Source organism: Brevundimonas sp. Root1279 (genome assembly GCF_001425945.1).
GTDB lineage: Bacteria > Pseudomonadota > Alphaproteobacteria > Caulobacterales > Caulobacteraceae > Brevundimonas.
The window spans coordinates 597,276-610,412 of record NZ_LMEB01000004.1; the positions used below are offsets into that span (position 1 = coordinate 597,276).

The 13,137-nt window shown below is 70.1% G+C and carries 16 protein-coding genes; 5 read left to right on the forward strand and 11 right to left on the reverse strand.

Annotation, left to right across the window (positions count from 1 at the left end):
• Positions 1–49: 49 nt before the first annotated feature.
• The 3 genes from ASC65_RS05630 to ASC65_RS05640 all read left to right on the forward strand — a co-directional run bounded on the left by ASC65_RS05630 (position 50) and on the right by ASC65_RS05640 (position 2,046).
• Positions 50–679, forward strand: a complete 630-nt coding sequence (locus ASC65_RS05630) for a DUF938 domain-containing protein (RefSeq protein WP_056450261.1) — start codon at positions 50–52, stop codon at positions 677–679.
• Positions 680–744: 65 nt separating this feature from the next.
• A complete protein-coding gene (locus ASC65_RS05635) occupies positions 745–1,248 on the forward strand; it encodes a GlcG/HbpS family heme-binding protein (RefSeq protein WP_056450263.1) in 504 nt (167 codons plus the stop codon).
• Between the two features lie 42 nt (positions 1,249–1,290).
• Positions 1,291–2,046: a pseudouridine synthase gene (locus ASC65_RS05640; RefSeq protein WP_056450265.1), complete on the forward strand. Its 756-nt coding sequence runs from the start codon at positions 1,291–1,293 to the stop codon at positions 2,044–2,046.
• A gap of 178 nt (positions 2,047–2,224) precedes the next feature.
• Here the strand turns inward: ASC65_RS05640 and ASC65_RS05645 are convergent, their stop codons facing one another.
• Positions 2,225–2,977: a glutaredoxin family protein gene (locus ASC65_RS05645; RefSeq protein ID WP_056450267.1), complete on the reverse strand. Its 753-nt coding sequence runs from the start codon at positions 2,975–2,977 to the stop codon at positions 2,225–2,227.
• A gap of 82 nt (positions 2,978–3,059) precedes the next feature.
• Between ASC65_RS05645 and ASC65_RS05650 the strand changes: the two genes are divergently transcribed.
• Positions 3,060–3,452 carry a MerR family transcriptional regulator gene (locus ASC65_RS05650; protein WP_056450269.1) on the forward strand — a complete coding sequence of 131 codons (393 nt, stop codon included), beginning with the start codon at positions 3,060–3,062 and terminating at the stop codon, positions 3,450–3,452.
• A 56-nt stretch (positions 3,453–3,508) separates the two neighbouring features.
• Entirely contained in the window at positions 3,509–4,174 is a 666-nt protein-coding gene (locus tag ASC65_RS05655; RefSeq protein ID WP_056450271.1) for a hypothetical protein, read from the forward strand.
• Between the two features lie 178 nt (positions 4,175–4,352).
• On the opposite strand, the gene ASC65_RS05660 is transcribed toward ASC65_RS05655, so the two are convergent.
• From ASC65_RS05660 to crcB, 10 genes are all read right to left on the reverse strand, one after another.
• Entirely contained in the window at positions 4,353–4,694 is a 342-nt protein-coding gene (locus ASC65_RS05660) for a GIY-YIG nuclease family protein (RefSeq protein ID WP_056450273.1), read from the reverse strand.
• A 168-nt stretch (positions 4,695–4,862) separates the two neighbouring features.
• Complete coding sequence (locus ASC65_RS05665) at positions 4,863–5,195, reverse strand: low molecular weight protein tyrosine phosphatase family protein (protein ID WP_235561410.1); 333 nt, start codon at positions 5,193–5,195, stop codon at positions 4,863–4,865.
• 153 nt (positions 5,196–5,348) lie between these two features.
• Complete coding sequence (locus ASC65_RS05670; RefSeq protein ID WP_056450275.1) at positions 5,349–6,881, reverse strand: acyl-CoA carboxylase subunit beta; 1,533 nt, start codon at positions 6,879–6,881, stop codon at positions 5,349–5,351.
• 515 nt (positions 6,882–7,396) lie between these two features.
• Positions 7,397–9,175: a hypothetical protein gene (locus ASC65_RS05680; protein ID WP_056450278.1), complete on the reverse strand. Its 1,779-nt coding sequence runs from the start codon at positions 9,173–9,175 to the stop codon at positions 7,397–7,399.
• An 83-nt stretch (positions 9,176–9,258) separates the two neighbouring features.
• On the reverse strand, positions 9,259–9,582 hold the full coding sequence (locus tag ASC65_RS05685) for a winged helix-turn-helix domain-containing protein (protein ID WP_056450279.1): 324 nt from the start codon (positions 9,580–9,582) through the stop codon (positions 9,259–9,261).
• On the reverse strand, positions 9,579–10,037 hold the full coding sequence (locus ASC65_RS05690; protein ID WP_156459560.1) for a hypothetical protein: 459 nt from the start codon (positions 10,035–10,037) through the stop codon (positions 9,579–9,581). Before ASC65_RS05690 ends, ASC65_RS05685 begins: the two co-directional genes overlap by 4 nt.
• An 80-nt stretch (positions 10,038–10,117) precedes the next feature.
• Positions 10,118–10,882, reverse strand: coding sequence for an ATP12 family chaperone protein (locus ASC65_RS05695; protein ID WP_056450283.1), 765 nt, complete (start codon positions 10,880–10,882; stop codon positions 10,118–10,120).
• A 17-nt stretch (positions 10,883–10,899) separates the two neighbouring features.
• Positions 10,900–11,577, reverse strand: a complete 678-nt coding sequence (locus tag ASC65_RS05700; protein WP_056450285.1) for an HAD-IA family hydrolase — start codon at positions 11,575–11,577, stop codon at positions 10,900–10,902.
• A 127-nt stretch (positions 11,578–11,704) separates the two neighbouring features.
• Complete coding sequence (locus tag ASC65_RS05705) at positions 11,705–12,745, reverse strand: RluA family pseudouridine synthase (protein ID WP_056450287.1); 1,041 nt, start codon at positions 12,743–12,745, stop codon at positions 11,705–11,707.
• The gene (gene crcB / locus ASC65_RS05710) at positions 12,742–13,137 is read right to left on the reverse strand and encodes a fluoride efflux transporter CrcB (protein WP_056450289.1); all 396 of its coding nucleotides are present in this window, start codon (positions 13,135–13,137) and stop codon (positions 12,742–12,744) included. The genes ASC65_RS05705 and crcB overlap by 4 nt, the downstream gene beginning before the upstream one ends.

Genomic DNA, 13,137 nt, shown 5'->3' on the forward strand with positions numbered 1-13,137 from the left:
CTGCATATTTCCGGTCGCGGTAAGCGGTCTCGCGGGGTATCCGGTCCCCATGCAAACGCTCGAACGCCCGACTCCCGCCGGCGCCCTCGCCTCGCCCGCGACGGCGCGGAACACGGGACCGATTCTCGAGGTGCTGAAGGCCCATATGCCGGCGCGGGGCCGGGTGCTGGAGATCGCCAGCGGCGCGGGCGAGCACGCCGTCGCCTTCGCAAGCGCACTGCCCGGCCTGGAGTGGACGCCCAGCGACCCCTCGTCCGAGGCCCGGGCCAGCATCGCCGCCTGGGCTGCTCAGGCCGGCCCGCCGAACTTGGGGCCCGGCCTGGCGCTAGACATGCTCGACCCGGCGACCTGGCCCGAGGGAACCTTCGAGGCCCTGGTCTGCATCAACATGATCCACATCAGCCCCTGGGGGGCGACGGAAGGCCTGATGACGCTGGCCGGGAGCCGGCTGGTGCGCCCCGGCGGCCTGCTGGTCACGTACGGCCCCTACCGTGAGGCCGAGACGCCGACCGCCGCCTCAAACGAGGCCTTCGACGCCAGCCTGAAGAGCCGCGACCCGGCCTGGGGCCTGCGTGACCGCGACGCGGTGGCCGCTGAGGCGAAGAAGCACGGCCTGGCCCTGACGCTCAGGCTCGCCATGCCGGCCAACAACCTGATGCTGCTGTTCCGGGCGGCCTGACCCGCCCGCCCTTGCACTTCCGGCCCGGATATGGCGGCATCGGCGGAAGCTTCACGGGAACCGCCATGAAACGCCTGCTCGTCATCCTGGCCGTTCTGGCCGCGGCCGCTCCGGCATGGAGCCAGACCGTCCCCGCCCCGGCGGCTCCAGCGGCTCCGCCCCTGTCCTATGGTTCGCCGATCGGACTGGAGACGGCGCAGGCGGTGATCGACCGGGCCATAGAGGCCGGCCGCGCCCGAGGCTTCCGCCTGGCCGTCGCCGTCGTCGAACCCTCGGGCGATCTGGTCGCCTTCGGGCGGATGGACGGCGTCCAGTACGGCTCCATCGACGTCGCCCAGGCCAAGGCCCGCTCGTCGGCCCGGTTCCGCGCCGCCTCCGCCTCGGCGGAGGAGCGGCTGCAGGGCGGCCGCATGGCCCTGCTGGCCATCGATGGGATCGTGCCCGTCGCCGGAGGCGTGCCCATTGTCGTCGACGGCCGGGTGGTCGGGGCCATCGGCGTCTCGGGCGCGTCCTCGACGCAGGACGACGAGGTCGCGCGGGCGGCCATCGCCGCAGTCCTGGGCGAATAGCGGCCCTCTCGCCGCCCCGGCGGCTGTGGTAGGAGCCCCGCCATGAGCTTCACCCGCACCTATGACGGCCCCGAGCCGGTCCGCATCAACAAATGGCTGGGTCAGTCCGGCGTCTGCTCGCGCCGCGAGGCCGACGCCCTGATCGCCGACGGCCTGGTCTCGGTCGACGGCGAGGTGGTCACCGACGCGGGCCGCAAGCTGGAGCCCGGCCAGACCCTGACCCTCAGCCACACGGCCACGGCCGCCCTGGCCGAGGGCGTCACCATCATGGTGCACAAGCCGGTCGGCTACGTCTCAGGCCAGCCCGAGCCGAACAAGCTGCCCGCCGTCCGCCTGATCACCGAGAACAACCGCGTCGGCGAAGGCGCGGTCCCGGCCGACGACGTCTCCCTGCCCCCGATCGGCCGGCTGGACGAGGACTCGCGCGGCCTGCTGCTGCTGTCCTCGGACGGGGTCGTAGCCAAGGCGGTGATCGGGCCGCAGTCCGACCTCGACAAGGAGTATCTGGTCCGCGTCACCGGCGACATCACCGAGAAGAAGCTCAAGATCCTGCGCCACGGCCTGATGCTGGACGGCCGCCAACTGAAGCCCGCCTACGTCAGCCGGATGGAGTCCTTCCGCCTGAAATTCATCCTGCGCGAAGGCCGCAACCGCCAGATCCGCCGCATGTGCGAGATGGTCGACCTGGAGGTCATCGACCTGATCCGCGTCCGCATCGGCCCGCTGAAGCTGGACAACCTGCCCGAGGGCAAGTGGCGGCTGCTGACCGATGAGGAACGCGAGGCCCTGGTGGGGTGACTCAGACTCTGAAAAACAGAGTCTGAATCGTCTGAATGGTCTGAAACGGACGCCGAAAAAACAGAGTCTGAATCGTCTGAATCGTCTGAAATCGGACGGCGCGGGCGTGAGTTGTCAAAGACCGAACCGCACAGCTTAGCGGAACGCTGCGCCAGGATCGGTCGCAGCCTCGGCGCCCTCAGCCATGGGCCGCCGCCATCAGCAGCATCCAGCCCGCCATGACGATCATCATCAGGTTTTCGGTCAGGGACAGGAAGCCCAGCGGCACGTTGCTGTCGCCGCCGACGCAGGCGCATTTCAGCTCACGCTTGTCGAGGTAGACGGCCTTGAACACCGAGACCGCCCCGACGCCGCCGATGAACAGGGCGACCGGGGCGGACAGCCAGGTCCAAACGCCCGCGACCATCAGCGCCCCCGCGCCCAGTTCGGCGAAGGGATACACCTTGCCGTAGGGGACCCACCGCTTGGCCAGCAGGTCGTAGTTGAGGAACATGGTCGCGAAGCCGTCGAGGTTCTGCAGCTTCAGCATGGCCAGGGCCATCATGGTCAGGCCGATGAACCATTCGACCGCCCGGCCCGTCAGCACCGTCCCATAGGCGGCCTGGCTGACCGCCAGGGCCATGAGGGCGGTGACGGCGAAGACGACCAGCACGGGCGTATAGGTCGTCGCCTTCGGATCGCGGACCTTCAGGCCCAGGTGTCGGCGCAGGTCCTCGTAGCCGCCGATGCGGACGCCCTCGATGAAGACCTGGGGCGTGGTCTTCACCCCGTGCTCGGCCTTGAAGGCGTCATTGGCGGCGCGGGTCTCGAGCCAATGGTCCTCGACCGTGAAGCCCTTGGAGCGCAGCAGGTGGCGCGCCTTCAGCCCCCAGGGGCAGACATGGTCTGGCATGACCATGCGATAGAGGACGGCGTTTTTGGGGGCGGTCATCGGGGGTCTCCGGTTGTCCGTTGAAGCGACCCGCCCCATGTAGGGTCCGTACCATGGTACGGAGTCAAGCATGCCTGAGGGAATGACTATCGCCCGCCTCGCCGAGGCCGGCGGCGTCGGGGTGGAGACGGTGCGCTACTACCAGCGCCGCGGCCTGCTGGAGACGCCGCGACGGCCCGAGACGGGCGGTTCGGGCGGCGGAGTGCGGCGCTATGGCGAGACCGATGCGCGGCGGCTGCGCTTCATCCGCTCGGCCCAGGCGGCCGGCTTCACCCTCGAGCAGATCAGCGAGCTGCTCGCCCTGGACGCCGGCGAGGACCGCGCCCGGGCCCGGGCCCTGGCGGTCGAGCGCATCGCGGACCTGGACGCCCGCATCGCCGAGCTCGAGACGGCCCGGGCCTCGCTCAAGCGGCTGGCGCGGGAGTGCGCCGGATCGACGGGCCCCTGCCCGATCATCGCGGCCTTCGAGAGCTGACGCAGGGATCGCCCCCGCGGCTCCAAGCGTTGCGGCTGTCTGGCCGGAGCCCGCCCATGGACTTCCTGAAGATCCTGCGCTCGATCGAGGAGCTGCTCTACGAGGCGGTGTCCTGGCTGTATTTCTACCCGCGCACCCTGTTCCTGACGGTGCTCCAGCCGCTCAAGACGATGCATTACTCCGACCAGGAGCAGCGCGATCGCGAGGAGCGGCGCTACCTCGACACCCTGAGCCCGCCGCTGTTCCTGGTGCTCAGCATCCTGATCGCGCACGGGCTGGAGCTGGCCACCGGCCTGGGGGTCGAGGCGATGCGCAGCAACGTCGGCCGGATGATCGCCGAGGACGACCAGAGGCTGCTGATGTTCCGGGCCCTGATGTTCAGCGTCCACCCCCTGGCCTTCGCCTGGGTCTGGCTGCATCTGCAGAAACGGCGGGCCGACCGCGACAGCCTGCGCTCGCCCTTCTTCGCCCAGTGCTACCTGTCCGGCACGACCTCGATCCTGGTCAGCCTGGGGACGCTGGGGGTGCGCGATCCGCGGCTGTCGACCACTCTGGCGGGCGTCGTCATCGTGGCCGCGGCGACCCTCTGGTACCTGGTGGTGCAACTGCGCTGGCTGCGCCAGGTCGAGGGCGTCGGCCCGTGGCGGGCGACGGCCTGGGCTGTCGGGACCTTCCTGGGCTCAACCGGGCTGGTGCTGCTGAGCAGCGCCGTGCTGGACTGAGCGGCGCTCGGCGGGGTGGTGCTGATGGTGTTTACAGTGGGGGTGATGAGTTACGGGTGATCATGACTTCGTCATCGCGGCGAAGGCCGGCGCCCAGCGGCGCCGGAGCATAGCGAAGGCGTCCCGACGCAGTTCCCCGCTCGACAGGTCACGCTATCGCGGCCGGGGTCATGAACGATCAGTCTGGCTCGGCCGGCGGCGTCCAGTTTGGGTCATTCTCCTGGAACCAGTCGGCGGCGAGATCCAGCCATCCCGGATTGACCTGCTCGATCAGCCGCAGCTTCCAGTCCCGCTTCCATTCCTTGATCTGCTTTTCTCTGCGGATCGCCTCAACAACCCAGGCGAACGGCTCGTACCAAACCAGCCGAGTGCATCCGTACGTCTTGCTGAATCCGTCGAATGCGCCCGTGCGATGCCTCCAGACCCGGGCCGTCAGATTCGAGGTCATGCCGGTGTAGAGCGTCCCGTTGCGCCCGCTGGCCATGATGTAGGTCGCGATGAAGGTCCGATGCGTCCCCATGTCCGCAAGGTATAGCTACGCTTTCCCTTCGTCATCCCGGGGGCGCGCAGCGAGCCCCGGGACCCAGCGGCGCCGAAGCGCAGCGAAGGCGAACCCGCGGGCCGGCGCGGCGACAGCTTCGCGCTCGCGCGCGCCGCTGGGTCCCGGCCTTCGCCGGGATGACGAAGGCTATTTGAGGAACGGCGTCACCTTCTTCTCCAGCAGCGCCACCAGCTCGGGCTGCATGAAGGCGTAGTCGTCGGGGATATCCAGGCACACGACCCGCGCCCGCTTCAGCTGCGCCCGAAACCGCTTCTGCAGCCGCGTCCGATGCGCCTTCTCCATGACGAAGATGACGTCGGCCCACTCGACCAGCTCGGCCGAGCACGCCTCCTCCGCATCCGGCGCCAGGCCGGCGGAGGCGGTCTCGACGCCGGGATGGGAGGCGAAGACCTGCTCGGCCGTGGGCGAGCGCAGGCGGTTGCGGGAGCAGAGAAAGAGGAGGTTGGTCACAAGCGCCACCTTACCCTTCTCCCCTTGCGGGAGAAGGTGGCCGAGCGAAGCGAGGTCGGATGAGGGGTCGATGACTTCGGCCGCCTCGTCGACCCCTCATCCGTCATCCCCGGCTGCGCCGGGGCTGCCACCTTCTCCCGCAAGGGGAGAAGGGATCAGTCCCTACAGCGGAATATTATCGTGCTTCTTCCACGGGTTCTCCGCCTGCTTGTTCTTCAGCGTGCGTAGCGCCTTGATCAGCCGGCGCCGCGTCCCGTGCGGCATGATCACGTCGTCGATATAGCCGAGGCCCGCCGCCACGAACGGGTTGGCGAAGCGGGCCTTGTACTCGGCTTCGCGCGCCGCCAACGCCTCCGGGTCGCCGGCCTCCTTGCGGAAGATGATCTCGACCGCGCCCTTGGCGCCCATGACGGCGATCTCGGCCGAGGGCCAGGCGTAGTTGACGTCGCCGCGCAGGTGCTTGCTGCTCATCACGTCATAGGCGCCTCCGTAGGCCTTGCGGGTGATGACGGTCAGCTTGGGCACGGTGGCCTCGGCGTAGGCGAACAGCAGCTTGGCGCCGTGCTTGATCAGGCCGCCGTACTCCTGCTTGGTGCCCGGCATGAAGCCCGGGACGTCGACCAGGGTGACGATCGGAATCTCGAAGGCGTCGCAGAAGCGGACGAAGCGGGCGGCCTTCTTCGAGGAGTCGATGTCCAGCACCCCGGCCAGCACCTGCGGCTGGTTGGCGACGACGCCGACGGTCTGGCCGTCGAGGCGGCCGAAGCCGGTGACGATGTTCTTGGCGTGGTCGGGGGCGATCTCGAAGAACTCGGCCTCGTCGACCGTCTTCAGGATCAGCTCCTTGATGTCATAGGGCTGGTTCGGATTGGCCGGGACCAGGGTGTCGAGGCTGGCCTCGTCGCGATCGGGGTCGTCATAGCTGTCGCGGACCGGCGGCTTCTCGCGGTTCGACAGGGGCAGGAAGCCGATCAGGCGACGGACCTCGGCCAGGGCCTCCAGGTCGTTTTCGAAGGCGCCGTCGGCGACGCCCGACTTGCCGGCGTGGACCCGGGCGCCGCCCAGTTCCTCGTGGGTGACGACCTCGTTGGTGACCGTCTTCACCACGTCCGGGCCGGTCACGTACATGTAGCTCGTGTCCTTCACCATGAAGATGAAGTCGGTCAGGGCCGGCGAATAGACGTCGCCGCCGGCGCACGGGCCCATGATGACGCTGATCTGGGGGATGACGCCCGAGGCCAGGGTGTTCTGCAGGAAGATGTCGGCATAGCCGGCCAGGCTCTCGACCCCCTCCTGGATGCGGGCGCCGCCGGCGTCGAAGATGCCGATGATCGGCGCGCCGTTGGTCAGGGCCATTTTCTGCAGCTTGACGATCTTGGCCGCGTGCGCCCCCGACAGCGAGCCGCCGAAGACAGTGAAGTCCTTGGAGAAGACATAGACCAGACGGCCGCCGATGGTGCCGCGGCCGGTGACCACGCCGTCGCCGGGGATGCGCTGCTTCTCCATGCCGAACTCGTGCGAGCGGTGCTCCACGAACATGTCGGTCTCTTCGAAGCTGCCCTCGTCCAGCAGCACCTCGACCCGCTCGCGCGCCGTCAGCTTGCCCTTGGCGTGCTGGCTCTCGATCCGCTTCTGGCCGCCGCCGAGACGGGCCGCGGCGCGGCGGGCTTCAAGCTGTTCGAGGATGTCTTGCATGGTCGGGTCTCCTTGAGCGCTGGCTTAAGGAGACGCGGGGTCGGAGGCAAGCGGCGGGGCGGCAGAGGGGGTGTGCGGGGGGCTCAAGGCGTCGGGGTTGGCGAGGACTTCAACGGCGTCGGCGGCGGAATGTGGATGGTCCGCACGGCGCCGGGCGCATCGCACCCCGTGCGGTGCGCCGTAACCCCGTCAACGCAGACGGTGACCGAGTCCGCCGTGGCCCACACCGGCGACCACATAATACCTTCCCTTCCCCGTTCCGCGATCAGGCCAGCCACGCAAGCGTTCGCGCCCGAGTCGTCAAGGCACCGTGCGGGCGCCGCCGCCCGGTTCCGGTGCGCCTCCTCCGCGGTCGAATATGAGCCGCGCGAGATCCACACGATCCCCGCCGCGGCGGTCGAAGCAACGGCGATCGAGACGAACACGCTCATGCCGAACAGACCAGGTTTCACGAACGTCCCCCTAAGCTTTGCTGCACCGCCAGTACGAATGCTCGCGAATGATGGCAAGCGCTCCTACAGCCGCTCCAGCTTCAGCCACGCTGGATCGCCCAGCCAGGCCTGGCTGAGCGAACGGCGGGCGGAGGCGGCCTCCAGCGCATTGCCTTGGGCGGCCTCGGCCTCGGCCAATCCGAACAGGGCCCAGCCGTTGTTGGGGGTCTGGACCAGGGCGGCGCGGAAGGCCTGGCTGGCCTCGGCCTCATGGCCGGCCTTGAGCAGGGCGGCGCCCAGCGACTGGCTGACCGGATAGTACCACCAGGCCGGCTCCATATAGGCCAGCTTGGACTCGATCTCGACGGCGGCGCGGTAGTGGCCGACGGCGTCCTCGTAGCGGCCCTGGGCGTAGGCCATGCGGCCGTGGGCGGCGGCCTCGGCCAGGGCCAGCAGGTCCGGCGCGGGCATGCCCTGGGCGACCATGCCGGCGAAGGCGTCGGAGCGGCGCAGGGCCGACAGCTGAGCCACCGTGCGGTCGAAGGCCGCCTGGTCCTTCTGCTGGGCGTAGGCCACGGCGCGGGCGTACAGCCGCATGCCCTGGACATAGGGCAGGCTGGCGTCGGCCTGGGGCATGGCCAGGATGGCCTCGGGCGAGGCGAACTGGGCCATGGTCAGATAGGGGGCGGCGTCGATGGCCTGGATCCAGGCGATGCGCTGGGTGGTGGCCGGGTCCATCAGCGTCCTGAGCCGCGTCGCCTCCTCGATGGCGGTGCTCATGTCGCCGGCCATCTGGGCCGAGGTGACGATGAAATGGACGTTGTGCGGGTAGTAGCCGTAGCGGACGAAGCCCTGGTCGTCCGAGGCGCGGATCCAGTCCTCGTCGGCCCGGACGGCGGCGACATTGGCCTTGATCGAGTCTGCGTAGCGCCCCCGCACCATGTAGATATGGGCCGGCATGTGCACGAGGTGGCCGGCGCTGGAGGCCTGGGCCGCCATGCGGTCGGCGGCGGCCTCGGCCCGGGCCGGATCGCTGGCCTCGAGCAGGTGGATGTAGAGGTGCGACGCCTGCATGTGCTGCGGGTTGCGGGCCACCACCGCCTCGACCAGTCGCACGGCCTCGCCCGAGCGGCCGATCGGGGTGCGCTTATCGGCCTCCCAATAGTTCCACGGCGTGGTGTTCATGGCCGCTTCGGCGGCGAGGACCGACACGTCGTCGTGGTTCGGGAAGCGCGCGGCGACGGCCAGCATGGCGTCGGCGTAGGCGGCGTCCAGGGCGGCGCGGTCGGCGTCCGGGACTGCCGAATAGCGCTTGGCCGCCGCCTCGATCAGGGCGCGCTCGACCGGGCTGGCGCGGTCCTTGAGCGCCACGGCCTTCTCCAGCGCGGCCAGGGCGGCCGGACGGTCGCGGTCGTCCATCGGGGCGTTGATGTTCGGCCCCAGGGCCACCGCCTCGCCCCACCAGCACATGGCGCACTCGGGATCGAGGCGCTGGGCCTCGCGGAACGACCGCACGGCGCCGGCGTGGTTGAAGCCGTAGCTGAGCATCAGGCCTTGGTTGAAGAATTTGTTGGCCTCGTCGCTGTCGGTGGTGACGGCGAAGCGGACCTCGCTGAGATCCGGATAGAGGGCGATCGGCCCGGCGGCCTGGCCCAGGGGCCCGACCGCGGCGGCGGCGGCCAGCAGCCGGCTCAGCAGGGCCGCGCGGGCGCCCGGGGAGGCGCAGATGGCCTTGGCCTGGCGGACCGGGTCGACGGCGTCGAGCGCCTCCGCCGAGAACTGGGGCGGTCGGGGGGCCGCCGCCGTGGTTGAAAACAGCCCCACCAGGGCCAGGGCCGCGGCCCCGCTCACCATCCTGCGCATGCCCGCCTCCGCTTCGCGCCGTTCGAGATAGCGGCGCTATGTCTACCAGCGGACACAGGCGAAGGCGAGCAGGGCCGGAGTGTTCAGCCGACGAACCCGGCCCCGGCCGGCTGGCCGACCAGCCCCGCCAGCCGGGTCAGCTCGGCGACATGGGCGGCGAAGGCCTCCCTGCCCGACCCCGTGAGCGCCAGCCAGGTGCGCGGGCGGCCGTGGGCGGTCTGTTTGGTGGAGGTGATGTAGCCGGCCTCCTCCAACTGCTTCAGGTGTTTGGACAGGACCGAGTCCGAGACCCCGAGCGCCTCCCGCAGCATGGCGAACTCGGCCTCGTCGGCCGCCGACAGGATGGCGCAGATCTGCAGCCGCCCCGGGGCATGGATGACCGGATCGAACTGGGGCGCCCGGCTCATTTCCCGACCCCCATCTCGGCGCGATAGACCCGGCGCCAGATGCGCGAACCGGCCAGGGCGACGAAGAAGATGACGACCGCCGCGACGCCGGCGATGACGGCCTGGGGCGTTTCCGGCGACTGCCGGCGGATGATGGCCATGACGACGATGGCGGCCGCGAAGGCCAGGCCGATGCCGACGGCGACCCAGCGGGCGTAGCGCGGCGACACGCCCGTGATCTTCAGTCCGGTGCGGCGCGTCTCCGCCTGGAAGATCACGATGAGGCCGAGCAGGCCGAGGGTGCTGGCGAGAATGTTGAAAGGCGCATCCAGGGCCTGGCCGGCGACCATGCCGGCGGTGAGCACCGAATAGATCACGTCATAGCGCCAGCCGCCGGTGGCGACGCGGTCGTGCACCGCCTTGCGCGACGCCTGGATCGCGGCCAGGGCCTCGGCGGGGTCTTGGGGATCAGTCATGTGGGCTTCCTCACTTTCCATATCGGAAAGCTAGGCGTCACTTTCCATACTGGCAAGTGAAAACTTTCCAGCTTGGAAAGTTACCCCTGAAGCGCGCGGAACCAGCGATCGAAGACGACCGTCTCGGCACGGCGCGAGGCCGTCCGGGCGGCGTTCTCCTCGTCGACGCCCCACTGACTTTCCTGGAAATGCTCATCCAGGCGCGACAGCTCGAAGGCCCCTTCCCCGTCCAGGGCGCCGCGCTGCACCGCGAGCCCCAGAACGGCGGAGCCCAGCAGCGGCACGGCCGCGGCCAGACCGGTCAGGGTGAAGTCGTCCAGCTCCAGCGCCAGCTCCCGGACCCTGGCGATGGCGGCCGGGTCCTGAGCGTGGTGGATGACCCCCGTGGCCGGATCCAGCTTCACGCCGAGCGTGTCCTCCGCCCACTCGCGCCACGGCTCCCAGCCGCGCGCCTGCATCTCCACCAGCGAGCCCGGGGCGTCGGCGTAGTAGCAGATGGCGTCCGAACCCGCGTAGGCGGCGACCTCGTCGGCGACCGCCTCGCGCGCCTGCGAGACCCGGTCGATGGCCGTCGCGGCCAGGCGGGTGGCGGGCATGGTGGCGGGGTCGAGGAACTCGCCCTGAGCGGCCCATTCGTCGGCGACCAGCCGCGCGGCGGCCTCGGTCGGCAGGGTCAGCTTGGCCCCGGCGGGCGTCTTGGGCGGCCGCGCGTCGAGCAGGACCGTCCAGCCTCCCTCCCCGGCTTCGACATCGACCACCTTCCAGAAGCGCTTCAGCCGCTCCTCGGACTCGCGGAAACCCTTGCGGGCGGCGACTTGAGGGTCGAGCGGGGGAATATGGCTCATCTTCTGTCCCTGGCGGTTCAGGCGGCGCGGGCGCGGACGGCGAAACCGTCCAGCACCACGTCCAGTTCACCGAAGCTGGTCGCGACGTGGCGGGCGCCCGCCGCGCGTTGCTCCTCTGCGGTATGGAAACCCCAAGACACGCCCAAGGGATGCACGCCGGCGTTGACGGCCATGCGGGCGTCATGGGCGGTGTCGCCGATCATGACGGTGCGCGCCGGGTCGGCGTCGCAGGCGGCCATGGCGGCGTGGAGCATGGCGGGATCGGGCTTGCCCGGGCCATCCTCGGCGCAGTGCGAGGACAGGAACAGGTCAGCCCACCCCTGCCGGGCCAGATTGCGGGCCACCCCGCGGCGGTTCTGCCCCGTCGCCAGCGCCAGCCGCCAGCCGTCGCGTTGCAGGCGGCGCAGGTGCTCCATAGCGCCCGGATACAGCGGCTCCTCATGGCCGGAGTCGTAGAGCCGGCGGAAGCTGGCCTGGAAGGCGGCGACGTAGTCGGCCAGCTCGGCGTCCGTCAGCTGCGGCTCGAGCGTGCGCATGGCCTCATGCAGGCTCAGGCCCACGATCATGCGGACACGGTCGTATTCCGGCTCCGGCAGGCCGAGCGTCCGGGCCGCGTCGACGCAGGCGCGATGGATCGACGTCCGGCTGTCGACCAGGGTGCCGTCGATGTCGAAGACTGCGAGGGGGCGGGTCATCTGTTCCTCCCCCATTGGGGGAGGGGGACCGTCCGAAGGATGGTGGAGGGGGTCTTCGCGGCGGCGCTTGGGGTCAGCCCCCTCCACCGCTTCGCGGTCCCCCTCCCCCAGGGGGGGAGGAATGTCGTCATCGCTGTCGCTTCACGCCCTCGAACGGATCGCTGTCCGCCTCGTCGGCCGAGAAGCCGAAGTGGGCGAAGCCGGCCTTCATCTCGGGGCTCAGCGGGGCCTCGACGATCAGCTTGCCGCCCGCGGGGTGGTCCAGCTCGATGCGGCGCGCGTGCAGCTGCATCTTCAGCGGGCCGGACAGCTCCTTCGACGCCTCGTCGCCATACTTCGGATCGCCGAGGATCGGATGGCCGATGGCGGCCATGTGGGCGCGCAGCTGGTGGGTGCGGCCCGTGAAGGGGCGCAGGGCCATCCAGGCGGCGCGGTGGGCGGCGCGGGAGATGGTGGCGAAGGCGGTCTCGGCCGGCTCGGCGCGCGGGTCCTTGCGCTCGGCCGGGCGCATCATCTCGAAATCGTTGATGCCGGTCTTCTTCAGCGGCATGTCGATCTGGCCGGCGGCCGGCTTGGGATTGCCGATGACGATGGCCCAGTAGGTCTTCTTGGCCTGACGACGGGCGAAGGCCCCGGCCAGCCGCTTGGCCGCCTCGGGGCCCTTGCCGAGCAGCAACACGCCGGAGGTGTCGCGGTCCAGCCGGTGCACCAGACGCGGCCGGTCCATCCCCTCGCCCCAGGCGCCGAGCAGGCGATCGATGTGGCGGCTGGTCTTGGTGCCGCCCTGCACGGCCAGGCCGTGCGGCTTGTTCAGGGCGATGACCATGTCGTCCTCGTAGATGACGAGCGACTTGGCGAAGCGGATGTCCTGGTCCGACAGGGTGTGGGCGTCGCCCGCCTGGCGCGAGGTGTCGTCCGGGATCGGCGGCACGCGCACGGCGGCGCCGGCGGTCAGGCGGCCTTCCGGCTTGATGCGGGCCCCGTCGACGCGGATCTGGCCCGAGCGGGCCATCTTCTGCACCTGGATGTTGGACAGGTGCGGCCAACGCCGGCGGAACCAGCGGTCCAGGCGGATGCCGTCCTCCGCCTCGGCGACGTAGAGGGTCTGGACCTCGCGCTTGGGCGCGTCCGCCGGTGTTTCAGCGGGATCGTGGGTTTCGTCGGTCAAAGGGCGGCTCCGAAGGCGCGGCGGGCGACCATCAGGCCGAGGAAGAGGGCGGCGATGCTCAGCACCACCGAGGCGGCGACATAGCCGGACGCCAAGGCGAATTGACGGCGCTCGATCAACTGCGCCGTCTCCAGCGAAAAGGCCGAGAAGGTGGTGAAGCCGCCCAGCACGCCGACCGCCGCGAACAGGCGGATCGACTCGGCCTGGGCCCCGCCGCGGAAGGCGATCCACCCCGCAACCAGGCCCATCACCAGCCCGCCGACGACATTGACCGTCAGCGTGCCCCAGGGCCAGGCCGCGCCGGGGAACAGGCGCTGCGCCCAAACCCCGACGCCGTACCGCGCCACCGATCCGAGCGCACCCCCGGCTGCGACGATGAGAAATCGTGTCAT

Bases quoted from the DNA above. Each gene is read 5' to 3' on its own strand.
- ASC65_RS05635 (WP_056450263.1), top strand. From the start codon at position 745: ATGAAACGCCTGCTCGTCATCCTGGCCGTTCTGGCCGCGGCCGCTCCG.
- ASC65_RS05660 (WP_056450273.1), bottom strand. From the start codon at position 4,694: ATGGGGACGCATCGGACCTTCATCGCGACCTACATCATGGCCAGCGGG.
- ASC65_RS05650 (WP_056450269.1), top strand. From the start codon at position 3,060: ATGACTATCGCCCGCCTCGCCGAGGCCGGCGGCGTCGGGGTGGAGACG.
- ASC65_RS05645 (WP_056450267.1), bottom strand. From the start codon at position 2,977: ATGACCGCCCCCAAAAACGCCGTCCTCTATCGCATGGTCATGCCAGAC.
- ASC65_RS05630 (WP_056450261.1), top strand. From the start codon at position 50: ATGCAAACGCTCGAACGCCCGACTCCCGCCGGCGCCCTCGCCTCGCCC.
- ASC65_RS05640 (WP_056450265.1), top strand. From the start codon at position 1,291: ATGAGCTTCACCCGCACCTATGACGGCCCCGAGCCGGTCCGCATCAAC.
- ASC65_RS05700 (WP_056450285.1), bottom strand. From the start codon at position 11,577: ATGACCCGCCCCCTCGCAGTCTTCGACATCGACGGCACCCTGGTCGAC.
- ASC65_RS05655 (WP_056450271.1), top strand. From the start codon at position 3,509: ATGGACTTCCTGAAGATCCTGCGCTCGATCGAGGAGCTGCTCTACGAG.
- ASC65_RS05695 (WP_056450283.1), bottom strand. From the start codon at position 10,882: ATGAGCCATATTCCCCCGCTCGACCCTCAAGTCGCCGCCCGCAAGGGT.
- ASC65_RS05690 (WP_156459560.1), bottom strand. From the start codon at position 10,037: ATGACTGATCCCCAAGACCCCGCCGAGGCCCTGGCCGCGATCCAGGCG.
- ASC65_RS05685 (WP_056450279.1), bottom strand. From the start codon at position 9,582: ATGAGCCGGGCGCCCCAGTTCGATCCGGTCATCCATGCCCCGGGGCGG.
- crcB (WP_056450289.1), bottom strand. From the start codon at position 13,137: ATGACACGATTTCTCATCGTCGCAGCCGGGGGTGCGCTCGGATCGGTG.
- ASC65_RS05670 (WP_056450275.1), bottom strand. From the start codon at position 6,881: ATGCAAGACATCCTCGAACAGCTTGAAGCCCGCCGCGCCGCGGCCCGT.
- ASC65_RS05680 (WP_056450278.1), bottom strand. From the start codon at position 9,175: ATGCGCAGGATGGTGAGCGGGGCCGCGGCCCTGGCCCTGGTGGGGCTG.